This is a genomic window from Rathayibacter sp. PhB151 (assembly GCF_004366415.1).
GTDB lineage: Bacteria > Actinomycetota > Actinomycetes > Actinomycetales > Microbacteriaceae > Rathayibacter > Rathayibacter festucae.
Window position 1 is genome coordinate 21,770 of sequence record NZ_SOEN01000008.1, and the last position, 21,248, is coordinate 43,017.

Consider the following 21,248-nt stretch of genomic DNA (forward strand, 5'->3'; position numbering starts at 1 on the left):
TCAGTAATGAGTGCGCTCGCCACATCCGGCCGGGCCGCCGATCTTCTCCAGGAGTCCCCGTGCGCGCGTTCGTGATCGACAGGTACAAGCAGCCTCTGCACGAGACCGACGTCCCCGAGCCGGTCATCGGTCCGCGCGACGTCCTCGTGAGGGTGGCGGCCGCGGGGCTGAACCAGCTCGACGAGAAGATCCGCCTCGGCGAGTTCACGGCGATCCTCCCGTACAAGACGCCGCTCGTCCTCGGCCACGACGTCGCCGGGACCGTCCTGCGCGTCGGGTCGGCGGTCAGCGGCTTCGCCGTCGGCGACACGGTCTACGCCCGCCCCCGCGACCACCGCATCGGGACCTTCGCCGAGCGCATCGCGATCGACGAGGCCGACGTGGCCCTGGCCCCGTCCTCGATCGGCCTCACCGAGGCGGCCTCGCTCCCGCTGGTGGCGCTGACCGCCTGGCAGGCGCTCGTCGTGAAGGGGAAGGTCGGCCCCGGATCGAAGGTCCTCATCCACGCCGGCTCCGGCGGAGTCGGCACCGTCGCGATCCAGCTGGCCAAGCACCTCGGCGCCTTCGTCGCGACCACCGCGTCGGCGGCCCAGTCCGGCTTCCTCCACGACCTCGGCGCCGACCTGGTCATCGACTACCGCAGCCGGGACTTCGAGAAGGAGGTCTCCGGCTACGACGTCGTCCTCGACAGCCTCGGCGGCGAGAACCTCGCGAAGTCGCTGCGCGTGCTGGCTCCGGGTGGCCGGGCCGTGGGCATCTCCGGCCCGCCCGACCCCGCCTTCGCGAAGAAGAAGGGGCTGAACCCCGTCCTCCGCCTCGCGATCGCCGCCCTCAGCCTCGGGGTCCGCCGCCGCGCCCGCTCGCTGGGCGTCCACTACGAGTTCCTCTTCATGGAGTCGAGCGGCGAGCAGCTGACCCGCATCGCCGAGCTCGTCGACGCCGGCGCGATCCGCCCGGTCGTCGGTGCCACCTTCCCCTTCCACGAGACGCCCGCCGCACTCGCCTCGCTCGGAGCCTCCCGCGCCCGCGGCAAGACCGTCGTCCTCGGTCTCTGACCGCTCCTCCCGCCCGCCGGCCCCTGAAGGAGTAGACACCATGAGCACCGCCGATCCCGTCATCACCTCGTACGCGCTCGCCCCCGCGAGGAGCGTCACCACCCAGGGCAAGACCTTCGCCTACCGCGAGCTGGGTCCGGAGGAGGGCGTCCCCGTCGTCTTCTTCGGGCACCTCGCCGCGAATCTCGACAACTGGGACCCGCGCATCGTCGACGCGATCGCGGCGCGGCGGCACGTGATCGCCTTCGACCAGCAGGGCGTCGGAGCCTCCGGAGGCACGGTGCCGGGCACGATCGAGGAGGCCGCCGACGACGCGTACCTCTTCCTCCGGGGCCTCGGTCTCGAGAAGATCGACGTCTTCTCGTTCTCGATGGGCGGGATGATCGCGCAGGACCTCGTCGTGAAGCACCCCGAGCTCGTCCGCAGGCTCGTGCTCACCGGTACCGGGCCCCGCGGCGGGAAGGACATGGACAAGGTGGTCGGGGTCACCTACTTCGACCTCGTCCGCTCCGTCCTCACCCGCTCGGACATCAAGGAGTTCCTCTTCTTTCCCCGCGACGCCGCCGGCAGGAAGGCCGCGAAGCAGTTTGTGAGCCGACTGAAGGAGCGCACCATCGACCGCGACGACGCGGTCAGCACCAAGGCCTTCACGACCCAGCTGAAGGCGATCCAGCGCTTCGGCCGCTCCGCGCCGTCGGACCTGTCCGTCATCACGCAGCCGACCCTGATCGCCAACGGCGACCACGACCGCATGGTGCCGTCGGTCCTGTCCGAGGATCTGCACCGGCGCATCGCGGGGTCCGAGCTGATCCTCTACCCGGACTCGGGGCACGGCGGGATCTTCCAGTACTGGGAGGAGTTCGCTCCCGTCGCGGCGGAGTTCCTGCGGCCCTGATCAGCGGCCGAGGTGGCGGTCGGGCCGGGTTGGCGGTCGGGCCGGGCTGTCGGTCAGGCCGGCAGGACCGCAGCGAGCTGAGCGCGGATCGCGGGGAGGATCGCCGCGACGTCGGGCTCGTCGCTCGCCGCGAGGGTGACGAAGACGACCGCGGAGACGACGCCGGCCACTGTCGCCGCCGCCTGGACGCCGCCGCGCTCGAGGATCCCGGCGATCGCCTCCTCGCTCCGCCCGACGATCGAGCGCGCCTCGGCGTGGTGCGGCTCCGCCGGGTCGCCGAAGACCATCTCGCGGAGGTAGACCCGGCCGTTGCCGACGTGGGCGCGGTTGCAGGCGACGATCGGCGCGACCAGCGCGAGGACGGCGTCGAGCACGGTGGCGGCGTCCGCGGCGGCGGCACGGCCGCGCTCGAGGGCCTCGGCGTAGTGGGCGTTCTGCACGAGCAGGAGCAGCTCGCTCTTCGTCCTCGCGTAGAGGAACAGGGTGCCGGTGCCGATGTCGGCGCGCTCGGCGATCTGCTGCGTGGTGACCTCGTCGACGCCGTGCTCGGCGAACAGCTCGCTCGCGGCCGCGGTGATGCGCTCGAGCTTGGCGAGCTTGTTCCGCTCGCGGCGCCCGGGGGCGGCCGAGGGCAGCGCAGTGGACATCGGACCTCCCGGAGCTGAAGAACCGAGTGTACTCAGTTCTGCGGGGAGGGGTCAGGGCTCGATGCGCTGCGTGCTTCTGCTGAGTGAGCAGCTCGCGGAGCAGGTCGTCCATGCTGATCGAGGAGGCCGCGCCCCGGGGGCCGCCCGCTCAGCGAGCGGCTTCGGTGCTGCCGGCCACGAGCGCCACCAGTGCCGCCACCAGGTCCTCCGGTGTCGTCCGCCACATCTGCGGCGAGAGGTGCCCGCTGGCGTGCATGCTCGCGATGCCGTGTGCGCTGGTGAGCAGCATCGCTCCGTAGAGATGGGCGTGCTCGTCGCCGACCACTCTCCCGACGATCCGGAGGAACTCGGCCTGCGCACGTCCGGCCGCCTCGATCGCGAGAGTGGGGTCTCCCGCGGGCATCGTGAACATCATCCGGAACACCTCCGGCTCGTGCTGCCCGACGGCGAGGAGCGCCTCGAGGGCGCTGTGGAGGAGTGCCGCCCCACCGCCCGGAGCGGCGGGACCGAGGGCCGCCAGCTCGGCGGTGATCCGGTCCCAGCTCTCCGCGCCGACCGCGGCCAGGAGGCTCTCCTTGTCGGCGAAGTGGCGATAGGCCGCGCCCCGCGAGACGTCGGCGCGGGCGCCGACCTCCCGCAGCGTGACCCTCTGCGGCCCGCCCTCGATCAGGAGCGCGCGGGCGGCATCGAGCAGGGCGCGGCGCGTGGCCGCGGCGGATTCGAGACGACTGACCATCCCCTCATTCTACAGTTGACAACGTCAACCGGAGTGCTACCTTGTTGAGATGACATCGTCACCTGAATCAGAGCTCATCGTCGTCACCGGCGCCTCCACCGGGATGGGGGCCGCGACCGTCCGCGAGCTCGCCGCCCGCGGCCACCACGTCCTCGCCGGCGTCCGCCGCGAGGCCGACGGGGAGCAGCTGGCGTCGGCACGGGTCCGCCCCGTGATCATCGACATCACCGTGCCCGAGCAGGTCGCCGGCCTCGCAGCCCTCGTGCGGGCCGACGGCCGCCCCCTCCGCGCCCTGATCAACAACGCGGGCATCGCCGTGAACGCCCCGGTCGAGGTGCTCCCGATGGCCGAGTGGCGCCGGCAGTTCGACGTGAACTTCTTCGGCCACATCGAGGTGACCCAGGCTCTGCTGCCGGCGCTGCTGCGCAGCCGAGGGCGCGTCGTCATGATGAGCTCGCTCGGCGGCCGGCTGGCGCAGCCGACCTACGGCGCCTACTCCGGATCGAAGTTCGCGCTCGAGGCGGTCAGCGACGCGCTCCGCCGCGAAGTCGCGCCGCACGGCGTCACCGTGGCGATCGTCGAGCCGGGAGCGGTCCGGACCGAGATGGTCGGTCGCGGAGGAGTGACGGCGAGGAAGCTGGTCGGCGGCATGACCCCGGAGCAGGAGCGCCGGTACGGCGGCCTGATGCAGGCGATCCTCGCCCAGTCCGAGGGGTTCCTCCGCACCGGTCGTGACGCCTCGCAGGCGGCGCAGGTCATCGTGGCCGCGGCCACCGACGCCCGGCCGCGGACCCGCTACACGATCGGCCGCGACGCCGCGGTGCTCACGCGCCTGGCACGCATCCTGCCGGACCGCGTCCTCGACCGGGTCCTCGCGGCTGCCCTGCGGTCGAACCTCCCGAAGTAGCTCCCACTCCTCCCGCTCACTCCTCCCGCTCACCCCTCAGGAAGAAGAACCCCGTGCCCCCCCTCTCCCAGTCCGTCGTCCTCGTCACCGGAGCGAACGGCGGTATCGGCTCGGCCTTCGTGCACGCCGCGCTGGCCCGCGGTGCCGCGAAGGTGTACGCCTCCGCGCGCAGCCCTCGCGAGTGGGACGACGACCGCGTCGTCCCCCTGACCCTCGACGTCACCGACTCCGCCTCGATCGCGGTGGCGGTCGCCGCGGCCTCCGACGTCACGGTTCTGATCAACAACGCGGGCGGTCTGCCCGCGACGGCGAGCGTCCTCGAGGTGACGGAGGAGGACCTCCGCCGGACGATGGAGATCAACTTCTTCGCTCCGCTGCTGGTCGCCCGGGCGTTCGCCCCGCTGCTCGTCGCCGCCGCGGACGCCGTGCTCATCGACATGCACTCGGTCGCGAGCTGGTACGCCTTCGGCGGCGCGTACAGCGCGTCGAAGGCCGCCCTCTGGTCGGCGACGAACTCGCTCCGCCTCGAGCTCGCCCCTCGCGGAGTGCTCGTCACCGGCGTGCACGTCGGCTACGTCGACACCGCGATGGCGGCCCATAGCGACGATCCCAAGCTGGCGCCCGCCGACCTCGTCGACGCGGTCCTCGACGGCGTCGAGAACGGCGCCGTCGAGATCGTCGCCGACGAGCTCAGCGCGCAGGTCAAGGCGGGCCTGGCCGCGCCGATCGAGGTGCTGTACCCGGAGGTGCGGCGCCCCTAGCCTGCGGACGGGGCGAGTGCGGCGGCCGCCGCGCTGATCGCCGTGATCCGGTCCCAGTCCTGAGCATCGATCGCGGACTGCGGCGTGAGCCAGCTCCCGCCGACGCAGGCGACGTTCGGCAGCGACAGGTAGTCGCCGGCGTTCTCGACCGAGATCCCTCCGGTCGGGCAGAAGGTCGCGTGCGGGATCGGTGCGCCGAGGGCGGCCAGGTAGGGAGCCCCGCCGGCCGGCCCCGCCGGGAAGAACTTCAGCTCGGTCGCCCCCTCCTCGAGCGCCGTCATCACCTCGCCCACCGTCGAGACCCCAGGCAGCACGGGGATCCCGAGCGTGCGGAAGTGGCGGTGGAGCGTCCGGGTGAGTCCGGGACTCACGAGGAACTGCGCCCCCGCCGCCAGCGCGGCATCGGCCTGCGCGGCCGAGAGGACGGTGCCGGCGCCGAGGAGCATCTCGGGCACGTCCGCCGCGATCAGCGCCAGCGACTCGAGGGCGGTCTCGGTGCGGAGCGTGAGCTCGATCAGCCCCACGCCGCCCGCGAGCAGCGCCCGCGCGACGGGGACGGCGGTCTCGGGGTCCAGGAGGGTGACGACGGGGATGACGGGCGAGACCCGCATCACGTCCAGTGCTGTGGTCATGCGGCGATCTCTTCTCTGAGGCCTCGGGCGCCGTGCCGATCGAGGATCCGGTACCAGTCGGTGAGCAGGGCGGTGAACACGGCGTTCTCGGCGAGGTCGGGTCCGAAGACCTTGCGGGAGCGCAGAAGCGCCGGCACGACCGCCGTCGACGAGCGGTCGTCGGGCAGGAGCGCCGTGAGCTCCGCCGCCCAGGGGTCGGAGATCGCGGACGCGGTCGCCACGTGGTGCAGCCAGGCGGCGACACCCAGGGCGGCCCAGCGCGGCTCGCGGCCGGCGGCGAGCGAGGCCCGGACGGTGCTCAGCAGCCGCAGCGGGATCTTCTGCGACCCGTCGGACGCGACCTTGGCCGTCGTGTGCCCGAGAGCGGGGTTCGCGAAGCGCCGGAGCACCGACTCCGAGTAGGCCGGACCGTCGAGATCGGCGGGGAGAGCGATGGTCGGCAGCGCGTCCTCCGCCATCATGCTCTCCGCGGCCCGGCGGAAGGCGGGGTCGTCGACGGTCTCGGCGATCGTCGTCAGGTCGGCGGCGAGCCCGAGGTAGGCGAGGAGCGAGTGGCTGGCGTTGAGCAGCCGCAGCTTGGCCGACTCCCACGGCTCGACGTCGCTCGTGAGGAGCGCGCCGGCCGACTCCCACGCGGGGCGGCCGGCGGCGAAGTCGTCCTCGAGCACCCACTGCCCGAAGGGCTCGGCGACCACGCCGCCCTCGTCGCGCAGGCCCGTCGCGCGCTCGATCGCGTCGAGGTCCGCCGGAGTCGTGGCGGGCACCATCCGGTCCACCATCGTGCTCGGGAAGCGGACGCGCTCCGAGATCCACTCGTGCAGCGGGGCCGACTCGCCGGACGGCAGCGCTGCAGCGAAGTCGAGGACGAGGGCGCGGGTGAGGGCGCCGTTCGCCGGCAGGTTGTCGCAGGACACGACCGAGACCGGGCCGAGGTCGTCGCGGAGGCGCCTCTGCAGGCCGCGGGTGATCTGGCCCACGGCGGTGACCGGCGGCCGTCCCGAGAGGTCGGCCCGCACGTCCGGGTCGTCGCTGTCGAGCCCGCCCGTCTCGGGGCGGATCCGGTAGCCCTTCTCGGTGACGGTCAGCGTGACGACCGCCGTCCTCGGATCGGCGATCCGGTCGACGACCGCCGTGGAGTCGCTCCGCCCGGCGAGGACACCGGTGACGGCGGAGACGATCCGAGGAGGCCGGGATCCCTCGCCGCGCTCGACGACGGTGTAGAGCCCGTCCTGCGGCGACAGCTGCCGCACGACGGTGTCGGAGGTCTGCGTCACTCCGGTGATGCCCCATCGAGTGTCCCCGGTCCGGAGGACGGCGTCCTCGGTGAAGACGGCGGTGTGCGCGCGGGCGAAGGCGCCGAGGCCCAGGTGGACGATCCCCGGCTCGAGCCGCTCGCGCGGGATCGACGGGCCGAGGCCGGCGGCGGACAGCGCCGCGAGGGACAGGCGGGTCATGCTCTCGCTCCCGCGTGCGTCCTGGTCTGCTCCAGGGTCGGGACGAGGCCGGTCCCGCCGCGGCCCCCGACGACGAGGGATGCGGCGGCCGCGGCGAGTGCGGTGGCCTCGGCGAGGGAGTCGCCGAGGACGATGCGGGCGGTGAGGGTGCCCACGAAGGCGTCGCCGGCGCCCGTCTGGTCGACGACGAGCGGAGCGGGGACGGCGTCGACCCAGAACGACTCGTCGGCCGACTCGACGTGGACGCCCTTCGAGCCGCAGGTGACGGCGACGACGCCCGCGCCGAGGGCGAGCAGCGCGCGCGCGGCCTCGGCCGCGGTGACGGCGTCGAGCAGAGCCGTGGTCTCGCCGGGGAAGGAGGGGGTGACGAGCGCGGCCGAGGCGGCGATCCTCCGCAGGTCGGCCGCGGCGTCGGCGGCGTCGATGAGCCGGGGGCGGTGGTTCGGGTCGTAGACGAACCGGCCGGAGACCTCGGCGGCGTGCAGCACGAGCGAGCGGGAGGACTCCGAGATCGCGCAGGCGATGCCGCTGGCGACGACCGCTCCGGCGAAGCGGAGCACGTCGTCGTCGACGTCGCCGATCGAGAGCGTCGAGCCGACGCTGCCTGAGCGGGCGTAGGAGAACTCGCGCTCGCCGTCGGGGTCGCTGTGCACGAGGTACACGCCCTGCTGGCCGCGGCGGAAGCGGAGCAGATCGGGGGAGATCCCGAGCGCCCGGACCCGGTCGGCGATCGCGCGGCCGAGCTCGTCGTCGGTCAGCACGGCGAGCAGGCCCACCCGGGCGCCGGCGGCGGCGGCGGACGCGGCGACGTTCAGCGCGTCACCGGAGATCCCGAGCAGCGCGGGGACGCCGTGTCCGAAGGCGCTCTCGGTGGCGACCTCGACGAGGACCTCGCCGATCGCGACGACGTCGAAGGCGGGAGTGCTGTCGACGGCGCTCACCAGTCGTGCACCGATCCGTCGAGCCGGCGGTTCACCGGCAGGTACTTCGGGTCGTACGGGAAGCGCTGTGCGGCCTCCTCGTCGAACTCGACGCCCAGGCCGGGCGCGTCGCCCGGGTGCATGTAGCCGTCGTCGAAGCGGTAGCTGGAGCGGAACACCTCGTCGACCGGATCGCGGTGGCCCATGTACTCCTGGATCCCGAAGTTCGGGATGCTCAGATCGACGTGCAGAGCGGCCGACATCGCGATCGGCGACAGGTCGCCCGCGCCGTGCGATCCGGAGCGCACGCCGTACAGGTCGGCCAGCGAGAAGATCCGGCGGAGGTGGGTGATGCCGCCGGCGTGGGACACCGAGGTGCGGATGTAGTCGATCAACCGCTCGGTGATCAGCTGCTGGCAGTCCCAGATCGAATTGAAGATCTCACCGACCGCGAGGGGCGTGGTGGTGTGGCTGCGGATCAGGCGGAAGGCCGACTGGTCCTCGGCCGGGGTCGGGTCCTCGATCCAGAAGGGACGGTAGGGCTCGACCGCGGCGCCGAGGCGACCCGCCTCGATGGGGGAGAGGCGGTGGTGCACGTCGTGCAGCAGGTGCACGCCGTAGCCGAACTCCTCGCGCAGGTGCGCCATCATCGTCGGCGCGAAGTCGAGGTAGGCGGTCGTCTCCCACGAGTCCTCCTGCGGCACGTTCCCGCTCGCGGGCTCGTAGAGCTTCCCGTCCGCCGGGGCGATGCCATAGGTCTTCTCGAGGCCCGGGATCGCGGCCTGGGCGCGGATCGCCTTGTAGCCGAGGTCGAGGTGGTCCTGGAAGTCCTCGTCGAGCTCGTCGAGCGTCGAGCCGCTGGCGTGGCCGTAGACCATCACGCCGTCGCGGGCCGCGCCGCCGAGCAGCTGGTAGACGGGCATCCCGGCGGCCTTGCCCTTGATGTCCCAGAGCGCCACGTCGATGGCGGCGATAGCGGTCATCGTGACCGGGCCGCGGCGCCAGTAGGCGCCCTTGTAGAAGTACTGCCAGGTGTCCTCGATGCGGCGCGCGTCGCGGCCGATCAGGAGGGGGCAGAGGTGGTCCTCGAGGTAGGAGGCGACGGAGAGCTCGCGGCCGTTGAGCGTGGCGTCGCCGACACCGATCACCCCGTCCTCGGTCTCGAGGACGAGCGTCACGTAGTTCCTCCCCGGGGAGGAGACCACCACTCGGGCGTCGGTGATCTTCACGGTGCCACCTTCTTCACGGGAGCGTCCTCCGTCTCGGTGCGACGCCCGCCGAGGCGGAGCATCACCTTGCTGCTGCCCGACGCCGGGTCCGCCGCGGTCCGCAGCGCCTCCTCGGCGTCGTCCAGGTCGAACTCGTGGGTCATCAGGGGAGAGAGGTCGAGGCCGTCGCGCATCGCGACGACCGCGTCCGTGATCTCATCGACGAAGCGGAAGCTGCCGATCCAGGTGATCTCGCGGGTGACGAGATCGCCCAGCGCGGCGGGCGCCGGAGCGCCGGGCAGGTTGCCGACCTGCACCACGGTGCCGCCGCGGGCGGTCGCGTGCAGGACGGAGCCCAGCGCGGCCGGGGCTCCCGAGGCCTCGAAGACGAGCTCGGAGTCCTCGGGGAGGGCGTCGCCGGCGGAGACGTCGCGCGTCTCGTCGGCGCCCATGCGACGGGCGATCGCCAGCGAGGCCGCGCTCAGGTCGGCGGCCACGATGCGGCCGGCGCCGGCGTGGCGGAGGGCGGCGATGAGGAGGGAGCCGATGGGGCCGGCTCCGTTCACGACCACGTCCCTGCCCCGCACGTCGCCCGCGCGGTGGACCGCGTGCATCGCCACGGCCAGCGGCTCGGCGAGTGCGCCGTGCCGGGTGTCCACGCCGTCGGGCAGTGCGCGGAGCTGGTAGGCGTGCACCGTCTTCCGCTCGCTGAACCCGCCGTCGGCGTGAGGGCGGAAGGCCGCCGAGCCGTAGTAGCGGATCGCGGGGTGCAGGTTGGTGCGGCCGGCGATCCGCTCGGGCAGGCCCGGGTCGCCGAGGAGCTCGGACGGGTGGACGGTGACGGCCTGCCCGATCTCCCAGCCCTCGACGCCCTCGCCGAGCTCGGCGATGCGGCCGGCGAACTCGTGCCCGAGGACGAGCGGGTCCACGAGGCGCGCGGTCCCGGAGGAGCCGTGCTTCCAGTAGCTGAGATCGGATCCGCAGACGCCGCCCCACTCGACCGCGAGCACGACCTGGCCGGGTCCGGCGACCGGCTCCGGCCGCTCGTCGATGCGCAGATCTCCTGCGCCGTGCACCACGACGGCTCTCATACCGCGTCCTCCAGTCGCACCATGTCGCGTCCGCGGACCTCGGGGCTCAGCAGCGCCGAGACCAGCGTCACGAGGGAGTAGCCGATCACCATCGCGGCGAGCGGCCACCAGGACCCTGTCACGGCGGTGAGGGTCGCGGCCAGCACCGGCCCGATGGCGGTGGTGAGGATGCCGCCGATCTCCTTGGCGAGCGCCAGCTGGGTGAAGCGGGTGCGGGAGCCGAAGAGCTCGGCCATCGTCACCGACTCGAGCGAGAAGAGCGCGAGGACGCCGATGTTCAGGCCGACCACGATGCCGATCGTCATCAGGACGGGATCGCCGCTGGTCACCATCAGCATCATCGGGATCGCGAACAGGATGGTGAGCGAGGTGAAGAAGAGGTAGAGCGGGCGCCGGCCGAAGCGGTCGCCCAGGATTCCGACGAGGGGAACGGTGACGAAGCCGAAGAGCGAGCCGATCACGATCGCACTCGTGCCGATCGCCTTGTCGCTGAGCATCACCGTGGCGATGTAGCCGATCAGGAAGGTCTGGATCAGGCCGGAGTTGCCCGCCTGGCCGAAGCGCAGGCCGAGCGCGATCAGGAACGCCTTCCCCTTCTTCTGCTTCAGCGCGGTCTCGATGCTGCCGGTGCCGGCGATGAGCGCCTGCTCGGCGAGCTGCTTCTTGGTCAGCGCCACGCCGTCGACGAGGTCGTCGCGCTGCTCGAAGACGGGGCTCTCCTTGAGCGAGGTCCGGATCCAGACGGCGAGGATGAGCAGCACGAAGCTGGCCAGGAACGGCACGCGCCAGCCCCAGGTGATCAGGTCCTCGTCGGGGAGGGTCGCGACCAGGACCGCCCAGAGGGCGGAGGCGGCCAGGGTGCCGGAGTTGGTGCCGAGCGAGACGAGCGAGGAGATCAGTCCGCGCTTCTTGACCGGGGCGTACTCGGCGAGCATCACGGTCGCTCCGGCGATCTCGGCGCCGGCGCCGAAGCCCTGCAGCAGGCGGAGGAACACCAGCAGGATCGGGGCGAGCACCCCGACCTGCTGATAGGTGGGCAGGACGCCGATCAGCGTGGTCGAGACGCCCATCAGGGCGATCGTGATGAAGAGCACCTTCTTGCGGCCGATGCGGTCGCCCATCCGGCCGAAGTAGATCGCGCCGAGGAGCCGGGCGACGTAGCCGACGCCGTAGGTGGCCATGGCCGCGATGAGGCCGACCGCCGGATCGAACTCGGGGAAGAAGATCCGGTTGAAGACGATGGCGGCGGCCAGCGAGTAGAGCTGGAAGTCCATGAACTCCATCGCGGTGCCGAGCCAGCCCGAGACGGCGACCTTGGCGAGGTCCTTGGTGGTGCGCGCCCCCTTCTGATCGGGGGTCTGCGTCGAGGACGACGCGGTGGATCGCTGAGACATCCGGTGCTCCTTTGCATGCGGGTCGGAACGGCGGCACGGAGGATCTGCAGCGGCCGACAACTGCCATACAAGCACTGCCATGGCAGTTGTGTCAACGCCGATTAGACTCGGACGATGGCGACACGGAGCGAGCCCGCGATCAGGACCGCATCGGCGCGCGATCGCACGGTCGACGCCCTGCGGCGACGCATCATCTCGCTCGACCTCAAGCCGGGCTCCCCGCTCTCCGAGAACGAGCTCTCCGCCGAGCTCGGCATCTCCCGGACGCCGGTCCGAGAGAGCCTGATCCTCCTGCGCGAGGAGGGCCTGGTGCAGATCTTCCCGCAGCGCGGCAGCTTCGTCTCGCGCGTCGATCCTGAGCGGGTCGCCGAGGCCCAGTTCATCCGCGAGGCGATCGAGTGCTCCTCCCTCCAGCAGGTCGGCGAGCACGGCGAACCGGATCGGGCGGGGCTGGCGGCCCTGCGCGACATCCTCGACGAGCAGCGGGAGGCGGACACCGAGCAGGACGTCGAGCGCTTCTTCCGCCTCGACGAGGACTTCCACCGCGGACTGCTCGATCTCTCGGGCCACGGCAGCGCCTGGAACGCGGTGAACTCCGCGAAGGCCCATCTCGATCGCGCGCGCCGGCTCAGCCTCGTCGACGCGCGCCCGATCCACGCCCTCATCGATCAGCACGAGGCCGTGGTCGACGCGATCGGGCGCGGCGACGGCGACGGGGCCGTCGTCGCCCTCCGCTCCCACCTGCGGGCGGTCTTCGACGACGTGGAGCGGATCCGCGCCGGCTCACCCGAGCTGTTCTCCGACGGCAGCGAGATCCGCGTCATCCGGCGCACCGTCTCCGAGCTCGCCTGAGGCCCGCCGTCGGCGCAGGAAGGGTGCGGATGCTCCTGGGAGCGGGGCCGCGCACTCCTGCTGATCGAGTAGCCCGCGGAGCGGGCGTACCGAGATCCACCGGCGTCAGAAGCGGAGTCCGCAGACCCGCCCTGCTGGTGAGGGCGGTCTCGATACGCCGCGTGCCACGGCTACTCGACCAGCATGTGGGGCCGCCTGCCGCGGCCTCCTCGACCAGCAGAGGAATCATGCTGATCGAGTAGGCCGCGCAGCGGCCGTATCGAGATCCGCTTCGGTCAGCGCGCCGTGCGGCGCCGCCGGGCGAGGCCGAGCACGAGGGCTCCGCCGGCGAGGAGGGACAGCGCGGCGGCCGAGAGCCAGCCGGTCTCGACGCCGGTGGAGGCGAGCGAGCCGGAGCCGGAGCCCGTCCGCGGCGGCACGGCACCGGCGGGATGCGTCGGCGCGGCCGAGGGCTGCGACGTGGGTCCGGCCGTGGGCTGTGCGGTGGGCGCAGCGGTCGGCTCGGTCGTGGGCACTGCGGTCGGTCCGGCCGTCGGCACCGCGGTCGGCTCGGTCGTCGGCACCGGGGTCGGCGTCACCGCCGCTCCGAACACGTCGGCCGCGGAGCCGAGCGACGCGAGCACCGTCTCGCCGTTCGCGTCGTCGACGCCGTCGTTGTCGGTGACCGCGAAGACCTCGCCGGAGCCGGTGATGCCCAGGCCCTCGAGCTTCTCCTGCGTCCAGCCGTTGCCGGCCTCGAGCGCGGGCAGGACGTCGACGGCGAGCGTCTTCTCCAGCACGGGGAGCTCCTCGCCGATCGCGGCGCCCGGGCCGGTCGGCAGCGGCACCGTGTACACGGCCTTGAGCGCCGCGTCCGGTCCGTTGCGCTTGTCGCGCTCGATGACCGCGAGGGTCCCGGCGGGCGTCAGCGTGATCTCGGAGAGGCCGTTCCAGTCGCCCTCGGCGCCGGACGGCGCCTCCAGCGGGTAGCCGAAGAAGCTCCAGCTGCCTGCAGCGACGTCATAGCGGCCGATCCGGACGATCCCGTCGGCGTCGGTCGACGCCTCCCGCTGCAGTGCGGTCCAGACGATCTCGCCGCCCTCGCCAGCCTCGATCGTGACGCCCTCGAAGCCCTGCGAGCCGAGCGCGTCGCCCAGCTCGGCGGGGAGCGCGATGCGCTCGAGCACGGCGGCGGAGGCGTCCAGGCGCAGCAGCGCGTTCTCGGGACCGGTCGCGCCCTCGGTCACGGCCCAGAAGCCGCCGTCCTCGCGAGCGGCGATGCCCTCGAGGTCGAGGGCGGCCGGCTCGCCCGCCTCCGTCACGGTGAGCGTGGAGTCGATCAGCGCCGGGACGACCGAGGTGTCGACGGAGTAGACCGTGCTCGGCGCGTAGGCGCTGTCGCTCACGGCGTAGAGACGATCCGCGGCGGCCGGGTCGCCCGAGAGGCCCGAGAGCGCGCCCCACGGCAGCGGCGAGCCGTCGACGTCGGCCGACGCGATGGTCGGGAAGGCGGGGGAGGAGGCGCCGAGAGCGTAGAGCTGCACGCTCGCGCGGACCGCGGCCTCGGCGTCGTCGGTCTCGCTCGAGACGACCAGCAGGTCGCGCTCGGGCAGGGCGAGCAGCCCCTCCGGGCCGGGCGTGGACGGCAGCGCCTGCACGAGGCGGGGCGCGGTGGGGTCGGAGACGTCGTAGACCGCGACGAAGTTGGCGCGCTCTGCGCCGACGAAGACGTAGGGCACGCCGTCGAAGGTCGCCGAGAGCAGTCCCTCCGGCTCGGAGCCCTTCGCGTCGGACCGCTTGTCGGGGTAGAGGCCGAGGCTGACGGCGAGGTGGTCGAAGGTGTTGCCGGCGTCCCAGACCACGGCGCCGGAGGCCGCGTCGAGGATCGACCAGCCGCGGGTGCCGCCCTTCCAGTCGCCCTCGTTCGCGATCGCGACGTGGTCGTCGCCGACCCAGCCGATCGCGTCGGGCTCGCGCGGGACGTCGGTGATCGAGTCGGTCAGCGCGATGTGGTCGTCGTCGAGGGTGTCGATCCCGGAGACGGAGGCGGTGCCGGCCGAGTAGGACGCGGTGACGGTGCGGGTGGCCAGGTCGAGGATCGCGACGGCGTTGTTCTCCTGCAGGGTCACCGCGACGGCGGTGTCGGCGGGGTTGATCGAGACGTACTCGGGCTCCGGGTCGCTCGGGGTGTCGAGGCCCGCGAGGCCGGTGAGCGCGATGTGCTCGGCGACCCAGGCGGACGGGTCGGCGGTGAGGTCCATGATGACGAGCTCGCCCGCGGGGGCCTGCGGGAGGTCGCCCTCCTCGGCGCCCTCGGGCGTGAACTCCTCGTCGCGCTGGTTCTCGATCGCGATGACGGCGAGGTCGCCTGCGGTGGTGACGTCGATGGAGTCGGGCTGGCCGCCGAGCTCGATCGTCGCGACCGGGGCGAGGTCGCTGGCGTGCAGGACGCTGACGTGGCCCGAGGGGTTCGCGAAGTCGCCGTCGGAGGTGTCGACGACCGCGAGCACGTACTCGCCGGTCGCGTAGACCGAGGTGGGCTCGCCGCCGACGCCGACGCCGCCGAGGGGCTTCGGCGCATCCGGGTCGCTGATGTCGAGGACGTTGATCCGCTGGCCGGCGGAGTCGGTGGAGTAGACCAGGCGGCCGTCGGGCGAGGCGCTGGAGATCTCGGCGACGGCGGAGTCGACGGCCGGGTCGGCGGCGTTGAGGTACGCGGGCACCGTGGCGACGCGGGTGAAGAAGGAGTCGCCGGCGGCGGTGGCGGGCAGCGCGGCGCCGACGGTGCAGCTCGCGAGGACGAGGGTGAGCGCGGCGCCGGCGGTGCGGCGGGGGGCGAAGTGACGGGGCACGGGTCTCCTGAGCGGTTTCGAAGGAACCCGCCCACGCTGGCCTCTCCGGGTGAACGCGACGGCGCGCGCAGGTGTCCGGCGGGCGAACGCCCGGGGGCGGCGGGGTCGGAAGGAGGAGTCTGCGGACCCGCCCTGCTGGTGACGCCGGGTCTCGATACGCCGCGTGCCGCGGCTACTCGACCAGCATGCAACCCGCACGTGGGGGAGGTGCATGCTGATCGAGTAGGCCGCGGAGCGGCCGTATCGAGATCCACCCGCGTCAGAACAGTGGTCTGCAGACCCTTCCTGCTGAGGACGCCGGGTCTCGATACGCCGCGTGCCGCGGCTACTCGACCAGCATGGGCCGGCGCGCCCTCGCCCGCCGCATCAGCGGGCCGCGAGGCCCGCCGCCGCCGAGCCCCAGCCGGCCAGGGCGGCGCGCACGCGCTCGTCGCGCGCCAGCGCGAGCGCCTCGGCGTAGCCCTCCTCCAGCACGTCGTCGATCCGGACGCGGGCGCCCGTCTCGGAGGAGCGCACCGCCGCCTCGACCATCGCGAGGCTCCGCACGTTCGCGTGCACCTCGCCCGAGGGCACGGCGCCGGTCCCGAGCACGCGCACGAACTCGGCGAGCGAGCCGGCTATCTCCTGCGGGCCGGGCTCGAGCGTCGCGGTCTGCACCGCCTCCGACTCGCGCGCATGCCAGGAGGGGGCGCCGTCGCCGTCCCAGTGCGCGGTGCCGCCCGCGCCGGTCACGCGCCAGTCGCCGTTCCAGGATGTCTCGAGCCCGTCGGCGCACCAGCTGCCGGTGTAGCTGAAGCGGACGCCGCCGGCGAACTCGAAGACGGCGCTCGCCGCGGCGCCGTCGGCGTACCAGCTCCAGCCCGGGTTGTACTCCTCGCAGTAGACGGCGACCGGGTCGCGGTCCAGGACGTAGCGCGCCGCGTCGAAGGCGTGGATCGCCATGTCCACCAGCAGCACGTGCGGCATCTCCTCGCGGAAGCCGCCGAAGTGCGGCGCCTTCGCGAAGAGCACCGACGCCGTCCCCAGCTCCCCGAGCCCGGCGACCTGCTCGCGGAACGCGGCGATCGCGGGGTAGTAGCGCCGCGACTGGCTGGTCATCAGCAGCCGCCCGGCGACCTCGCTCGTCGCGGCGAGGATCAGCGACTCGGCGATCGTCGGCGCGATCGGCTTCTCCGACAGCACCGGCAGCCCGGCGAAGAGCGCCTCGCTGCTCACCGGCAGGTGCGCGCGCGGCACGGTCACGTTGACGACCGCGTCGGCACCGGAGCGCGCGGCGACCTCGGCGACGGAGCTGCCGACCGCGATCGGCCCGACCCCCTCCTCCTCGGCGGCCCGCTCGGCGAGCGCGACATCGAGGTCGACGAGGCCGACCAGCTCGGCGTCGGGGTGGTCGCGGATGGTGCGGATCCACGCGCGCCCCATGGCGCCCGCTCCGACCTGGACGAGACGGACGGTCATCGGACGAGCGCCCCGCGGTAGTCCTCGCCGGCGAAGAACTCGCCGGACTCGTAGCGCTGCAGCACGGGCAGGCGGCGCTCGGGGCGGTCGGAGCGCGCCCACTCGACGCCGTTCGCGATCACGCGGCGGACGTCGGCGTGGTGGTAGACGGGGAAGTCCTGGTCGCCGGGCGAGAAGAAGAAAATCCGGCCGTGGCCGCGCTTCCAGGTCATCCCGGAGCGGAAGACCTCGCCGCCGGAGAAGGTGGAGAGGAAGACCAGCTCGTCGGGCGCGGGGACGTCGAAGAACTCGCCGTACATCTCCTGCTGCGGGATCGTGAAGGGATGCGGCACGCCCTGCGCGATGGGGTGGGTCGGATCGACGGTCCAGACGATCTCGCGGTCCTCGGCCGAGCGCCAGCGCAGCGTGCAGGTCGTGCCCATCAGCTTCCCGAAGATCTTCGACCAGTGGCCGGAGTGCAGGACGACGAGCCCCATGCCGGAGAGGACGTGGCGGTGCACGCGCTCGACGATCTCGTCGGCGACGGCGTCGTGCGCCATGTGGCCCCACCAGACCAGCACGTCGGTGCCGGCGAGGACCTCCTCGGTGAGGCCGTGCTCGGGCTCGTCGAGCGTGGTGGTCGAGACGGTCGCGCGCTCGCCGAGGTTCTCGGTGATGCCGGCGGCGATCGTCGTGTGCATGCCGTCGGGGTAGATCGCGCGGACCTTCTCCTCGATCTGCTCGTGGCGGTTCTCGCCCCAGACGAGGACGCGGAGGGGAGCGGCGGGTGTGGTCACGGAGGGTCCTTCTTCGTCGGAGGTGTCGAGTGCGCCGATGCAGCGGTTAAGCGCTTTACCGGCGAGTGCTCTTAGACTGCGGGACACCGCGCCCCCGCGTCAACCGCGACGGGGCGCGTCGAGCGGAGGGAGGCGCGATGGCGACCATGCAGGACGTCGCGCGCCGCGCCGGCGTGTCGATCGCGACCGTCTCCTTCGTCGTCAACGCCAGCAAGCCGGTCTCGCCGGAGACGGCCGAGCGGGTCCGGGAGGCGATGCGCGAGCTCGGCTACCGCCCGCACGCCCTCGCCCGCGCGCTGGCCCGCCGGCGCTCGATGATGATCGCGATCGTCTACCCGCTGGTCCCCTCGCGTCCGCTGAACACCGCGACGACGTTCCTCGCCGGCGCCGCGGAGGCGGCCGCCGAGAGCGGCTACTCGATCGTGCTCTGGCCCACGGTCGGCGGCGCGGAGAAGCTCGCCGATCTGCGCGCCGACGGGCTGCTCGACGGCGTCGTGCTGATGCAGGTGACCTCGGACGACGAGCGGGTGGCGGTCCTGCGCGACTCCGGCACCCCGTTCGCCCTGCTCGGCCGCACCCGCGACCCCTCGTCGCTGGACTGGGTGGACATCGACTTCGAGGGCATGGTCGAGGAGGCGCTCGAGCGCCTGACCGCGCTCGGGCACCGCCGGGTCGCGCTCGTGCTCGGGCCGGAGGGCGGCGCGGACTTCGGCCCGTACGCGCGGACCCGGGAGGCGTTCGAGCGGGCGGCCGCGGCCCGCGGCCTGACCGCCGCGCTCCTGCACTGCGAGGAGTCGCCGGCCGGCGGCCGCGCGCTGGCCCGCTCGCTCGACCCGGAGGCGGCCACAGCGGTCCTGGTGATCAACGGCGGCGCCGCGGTCGGCTTCGCGCACGAGCTGCGCCACCGCGGCGTGCGGGTGCCCGAGGACCTCTCGATCGTCCTGCTCGCCTCCGACCCCGACGTCGCGGACCTCGCGGATCCGGCGCTCGACCTGCTCGTCGCGCCGGGCCACGCGCTCGGCCGCCGCGGGGTGGAGGCGCTGCTCGCGCGCCTCGCCGACCCGGCCGCGCCGCTGCTGCAGGAGCGCATCGGCGGGCCGTGGCGCCCGGGCGGGTCCGTCGCGGCGCCGCGCGGCTGAGCACCAGCGCGCTCGCACCGCACCGGTCTGCCGACCGTCCCATCGTCCAGGTGGCAGAGACTGGTCGTGACTGGCGGTTCTTGAATGATCAGCGAATCCTCCAGTCTTCTCCGGAGGATCGCCCGTGTGGGTCGGGCGGCACGAGGCCTAGCGTGGGAGCACCGTTCCGGCCCGAAGGAGCACCCGGCATGACCCGCGCGACCCGATCAGCCCCTCCGCCCGCCCACCTGCCGCCGCGGCTGACCCTCTCGCTCTGGGACTTCTCCTGGTACACGCGGACGATGCCGGGCGAGCCCTTCCACGACCTCGGGCGCGCGTTCGACGAGGCGGTGGAGCGCGGCTGCAACACGGTCCGGATCTGCGCGGCTCCGCTCCTGCTGTTCGGCGACCACTCGATCGACACCTCGCAGCTGCGCTTCTCGAACATGGGCGGTGACATCGGCCGGGGCACGCGCTGGTACGACGCCGTCGGCGGCGCGGTGCTCGACCTGCGGGCGCGCCTGGTCGAGCTGTTCCGCCAGGCGGCCGCGCACGACGTGCACGTCATCGTCTCCTCCTGGGAGTACCAGCAGAGCCCCGCGTTCCTCAGCGACTCGTCCTGGTACGACATGCTGACGGCGATCCCGCCGACCGAGCGGCACGAGGCTCTCGCCCGCGCCGAATCGCGGCTGATCGCCTTCCTCGAGGCCGAGGGGCTGGCCGACCGCATCGCCTACGTCGAGGTGCACAACGAGGTCGACCTGTCCCGGCTCGGCGAGGTGCCGGCGGAGGGGCTCGACACCTTCTGGGCGCAGAAGCCGTACCTGACCGCCGCGCTGGAGATCCTGCAGGCGGAGCATCCGGACGTCCTGTCGACCGTCTGCTACGGGATCCCGCCGTACCTCGACCTCGACTCCGTGCCGGAGAACGCGCAGGTCGCGCACGTGCACTTCTACGTCTACGGGGTCCTCGCGGCGCTGGAGGAGTGGGCGGGAGTGCGGGCCGAGCCGCCGGTGTTCCCGAGCGCCGAGCTGAGGTCGCTGCTGCGCGAGGGGGCGCCCGAGTTCGACGCCGTGGCGCACGCCGTCGAACCGTGGCGGCTCGCGGCGACCGGCATCAGCCCGAGCATGTTCTACGCCTACGACCGGGTCGATCCGGTCGCCTGGGACGCCTGGCTCTCCTCGCACTACGGCCGCTACGAGGTCGCGATGCGGGAGGCGATCGACGTCCGGCTGCGCGCGGTGGCGACCTGGGCCCGCCGCCGCGGAGTGCCCGCCGTGGTCGGCGAGGGCTGGATCGGCTACACGCCGCTGGAGGCGGAGTTCGAGGACGGGCCGGCCGGTCAGGTCCTCGCCGGCTACGCCGTCCAGCGCTGCATCGACCTCGGCTACTGGGGCACGCTCGTCGGCTCCAACTCCGCACCGCAGCACCCGGGCTGGTCGAACGTCGAGCTGCAGCGGCGGCTGAACGGCCTCGTCCTGGCGTCCGGGGAGTCCGGGCCCGCGACGCTGTCCTCCGCGCCGCTAGCCTCCGCGCCGCTAGCCTCCGCGCCGCTCGGTTTCGCTCGGCTCAGTTCCGCGTCCGGTACGCGTGCGGAGTCAGGCCGTGGATCCGCTTGAACTGCCGGGCGAAGTAGAAGGAGTCCTCGTAGCCGGCGGCGGCGGCCACCTCGGCGATCGGCCGCTCCGTCATGTCGAGCAGCTCGCGGGCCCGCGCCATCCGCAGCTCGGTCCGGTACTGCAGCACCGGCATCCCGAACCGGCGCCGGAAGAGGGCCGCGAAGTGCGACGGGCTCAGGCAGGCCATCGAGGCGAGCTCCGCCACCTCGATCCGCTCCGCGGGGTGGTCGTGGAGGAACTGCGCGGCCCGGTCGAGGGCGGTGCTGCGCGCGTCACCGGGCGGGCGGTCCGAGGCGAGGATCGCCAGCAGGTGCCAGGCGGCGCCCGATGCGGCGAGCAGGCTGTTCGTCGTCGAGTCGCAGCCCAGGTGCGTGATCGCCGCCGAGATCAGCGCGACCGCGGCGTAGACGTCGGACAGGGTGCGCACCGGCGCGTCGACCGTCGCGCGCGCGGCCTGCAGGAACTCGGGCAGATCGCTGCCGGCGAGGTGCAGCCACCACAGCGTCCACGGGTCGGCGGCGTCGGACCCGTAGCCGTGCGGCTCGCCGGGCGGCAGCAGGACGATCTGCCCCGCGGTCACGGCGAAGGTCCCCGCCGCCGTCGTGCACCAGCCGGAGCCCCGGGTGCAGACCAGGACGACGGCGTCCGCGATCGGGCTGGTGCGCACCCGCCCGTGCCCGCGCGCCTCGGGGAAGTGGCCGCAGTCGGTGACCAGGAGGTGCGACGTCCCCGGCTGCGTCAGCGCCTCCCGCACGCGGGGTCGCGGCAGGACGTGCATCGTCTCGCCCGGGAAGCCCGCGCCGAGGATCTTCGGCGTCCGTGCGCACCGCATCAGCGTTCCGTCCAGAAGTTCCACGGTTTCCGTCCTCCGTCCCGGCCCCGAATCTGATCTTG

At 73.0% G+C, this 21,248-nt stretch carries 19 protein-coding genes; 7 read left to right on the plus strand and 12 right to left on the minus strand.

Features of this window, described 5'->3' with window-relative positions; genetic code table 11:
- The first annotated feature begins 59 nt into the window (after positions 1 to 59).
- A complete protein-coding gene (locus EDF35_RS13875) occupies positions 60 to 1,055 on the plus strand; it encodes an NADP-dependent oxidoreductase (protein ID WP_133962775.1) in 996 nt (331 codons plus the stop codon).
- Between the two features lie 40 nt (positions 1,056 to 1,095).
- Positions 1,096 to 1,950 (plus strand): alpha/beta hydrolase, encoded by an 855-nt coding sequence (locus tag EDF35_RS13880; RefSeq protein WP_133962776.1) that lies wholly within the window; start codon positions 1,096 to 1,098, stop codon positions 1,948 to 1,950.
- A gap of 53 nt (positions 1,951 to 2,003) precedes the next feature.
- Here the strand turns inward: EDF35_RS13880 and EDF35_RS13885 are convergent, their stop codons facing one another.
- The gene (locus tag EDF35_RS13885) at positions 2,004 to 2,597 is read right to left on the minus strand and encodes a TetR/AcrR family transcriptional regulator (protein WP_133962777.1); all 594 of its coding nucleotides are present in this window, start codon (positions 2,595 to 2,597) and stop codon (positions 2,004 to 2,006) included.
- A 148-nt stretch (positions 2,598 to 2,745) separates the two neighbouring features.
- Positions 2,746 to 3,333: a TetR/AcrR family transcriptional regulator gene (locus EDF35_RS13890; RefSeq protein ID WP_133962778.1), complete on the minus strand. Its 588-nt coding sequence runs from the start codon at positions 3,331 to 3,333 to the stop codon at positions 2,746 to 2,748.
- Positions 3,334 to 3,382: 49 nt separating this feature from the next.
- On the opposite strand from EDF35_RS13890, the gene EDF35_RS13895 reads away from it, so the two are divergent.
- Together EDF35_RS13895 and EDF35_RS13900 are read left to right on the plus strand one after the other, a co-directional pair.
- Entirely contained in the window at positions 3,383 to 4,240 is an 858-nt protein-coding gene (locus EDF35_RS13895; protein ID WP_133962779.1) for an SDR family NAD(P)-dependent oxidoreductase, read from the plus strand.
- Positions 4,241 to 4,293: 53 nt separating this feature from the next.
- A complete protein-coding gene (locus tag EDF35_RS13900) occupies positions 4,294 to 5,001 on the plus strand; it encodes an SDR family oxidoreductase (RefSeq protein WP_133962780.1) in 708 nt (235 codons plus the stop codon).
- Here EDF35_RS13900 and eda read toward each other — a convergent pair.
- The 6 genes from eda to EDF35_RS13930 are packed head-to-tail and all read right to left on the minus strand — an operon-like array spanning position 4,998 to position 11,700.
- Positions 4,998 to 5,633, minus strand: coding sequence for a bifunctional 4-hydroxy-2-oxoglutarate aldolase/2-dehydro-3-deoxy-phosphogluconate aldolase (gene eda / locus EDF35_RS13905; RefSeq protein ID WP_123706426.1), 636 nt, complete (start codon positions 5,631 to 5,633; stop codon positions 4,998 to 5,000). The genes EDF35_RS13900 and eda overlap by 4 nt on opposite strands.
- Positions 5,630 to 7,087 carry a mannitol dehydrogenase family protein gene (locus tag EDF35_RS13910; protein ID WP_133962781.1) on the minus strand — a complete coding sequence of 486 codons (1,458 nt, stop codon included), beginning with the start codon at positions 7,085 to 7,087 and terminating at the stop codon, positions 5,630 to 5,632. Before EDF35_RS13910 ends, eda begins: the two co-directional genes overlap by 4 nt.
- A complete protein-coding gene (locus EDF35_RS13915; protein WP_243839987.1) occupies positions 7,084 to 8,028 on the minus strand; it encodes a PfkB family carbohydrate kinase in 945 nt (314 codons plus the stop codon). The genes EDF35_RS13910 and EDF35_RS13915 overlap by 4 nt, the downstream gene beginning before the upstream one ends.
- Positions 8,025 to 9,236 (minus strand): D-mannonate dehydratase ManD, encoded by a 1,212-nt coding sequence (manD, locus tag EDF35_RS13920; RefSeq protein WP_133962782.1) that lies wholly within the window; start codon positions 9,234 to 9,236, stop codon positions 8,025 to 8,027. The genes EDF35_RS13915 and manD overlap by 4 nt, the downstream gene beginning before the upstream one ends.
- Positions 9,233 to 10,306, minus strand: a complete 1,074-nt coding sequence (locus EDF35_RS13925; RefSeq protein WP_123706429.1) for an L-idonate 5-dehydrogenase — start codon at positions 10,304 to 10,306, stop codon at positions 9,233 to 9,235. The genes manD and EDF35_RS13925 overlap by 4 nt, the downstream gene beginning before the upstream one ends.
- Complete coding sequence (locus tag EDF35_RS13930) at positions 10,303 to 11,700, minus strand: MFS transporter (RefSeq protein ID WP_133962783.1); 1,398 nt, start codon at positions 11,698 to 11,700, stop codon at positions 10,303 to 10,305. Before EDF35_RS13930 ends, EDF35_RS13925 begins: the two co-directional genes overlap by 4 nt.
- 114 nt (positions 11,701 to 11,814) lie before the next feature.
- Between EDF35_RS13930 and EDF35_RS13935 the strand changes: the two genes are divergently transcribed.
- Complete coding sequence (locus EDF35_RS13935) at positions 11,815 to 12,552, plus strand: GntR family transcriptional regulator (protein WP_123706431.1); 738 nt, start codon at positions 11,815 to 11,817, stop codon at positions 12,550 to 12,552.
- A 275-nt stretch (positions 12,553 to 12,827) separates the two neighbouring features.
- On the opposite strand, the gene EDF35_RS13940 is transcribed toward EDF35_RS13935, so the two are convergent.
- From EDF35_RS13940 to EDF35_RS13950, 3 genes are all read right to left on the minus strand, one after another.
- Positions 12,828 to 15,383, minus strand: coding sequence for an esterase-like activity of phytase family protein (locus EDF35_RS13940; protein ID WP_243839988.1), 2,556 nt, complete (start codon positions 15,381 to 15,383; stop codon positions 12,828 to 12,830).
- A gap of 366 nt (positions 15,384 to 15,749) precedes the next feature.
- On the minus strand, positions 15,750 to 16,841 hold the full coding sequence (locus tag EDF35_RS13945; RefSeq protein ID WP_133962785.1) for a Gfo/Idh/MocA family oxidoreductase: 1,092 nt from the start codon (positions 16,839 to 16,841) through the stop codon (positions 15,750 to 15,752).
- Entirely contained in the window at positions 16,838 to 17,617 is a 780-nt protein-coding gene (locus EDF35_RS13950) for a ThuA domain-containing protein (protein ID WP_133962786.1), read from the minus strand. Before EDF35_RS13950 ends, EDF35_RS13945 begins: the two co-directional genes overlap by 4 nt.
- A gap of 137 nt (positions 17,618 to 17,754) precedes the next feature.
- Here EDF35_RS13950 and EDF35_RS13955 point away from each other — a divergent pair, with 137 nt between their 5' ends.
- A complete protein-coding gene (locus EDF35_RS13955) occupies positions 17,755 to 18,756 on the plus strand; it encodes a LacI family DNA-binding transcriptional regulator (RefSeq protein ID WP_133962787.1) in 1,002 nt (333 codons plus the stop codon).
- A 188-nt stretch (positions 18,757 to 18,944) separates the two neighbouring features.
- Positions 18,945 to 20,354: a cellulase-like family protein gene (locus EDF35_RS13960; RefSeq protein WP_133962788.1), complete on the plus strand. Its 1,410-nt coding sequence runs from the start codon at positions 18,945 to 18,947 to the stop codon at positions 20,352 to 20,354.
- On the opposite strand, the gene EDF35_RS13965 is transcribed toward EDF35_RS13960, so the two are convergent.
- Positions 20,305 to 21,210 carry an AraC family transcriptional regulator gene (locus EDF35_RS13965; RefSeq protein ID WP_166674116.1) on the minus strand — a complete coding sequence of 302 codons (906 nt, stop codon included), beginning with the start codon at positions 21,208 to 21,210 and terminating at the stop codon, positions 20,305 to 20,307. The genes EDF35_RS13960 and EDF35_RS13965 overlap by 50 nt on opposite strands.
- Between the last annotated feature and the right edge of the window lie 38 nt (positions 21,211 to 21,248).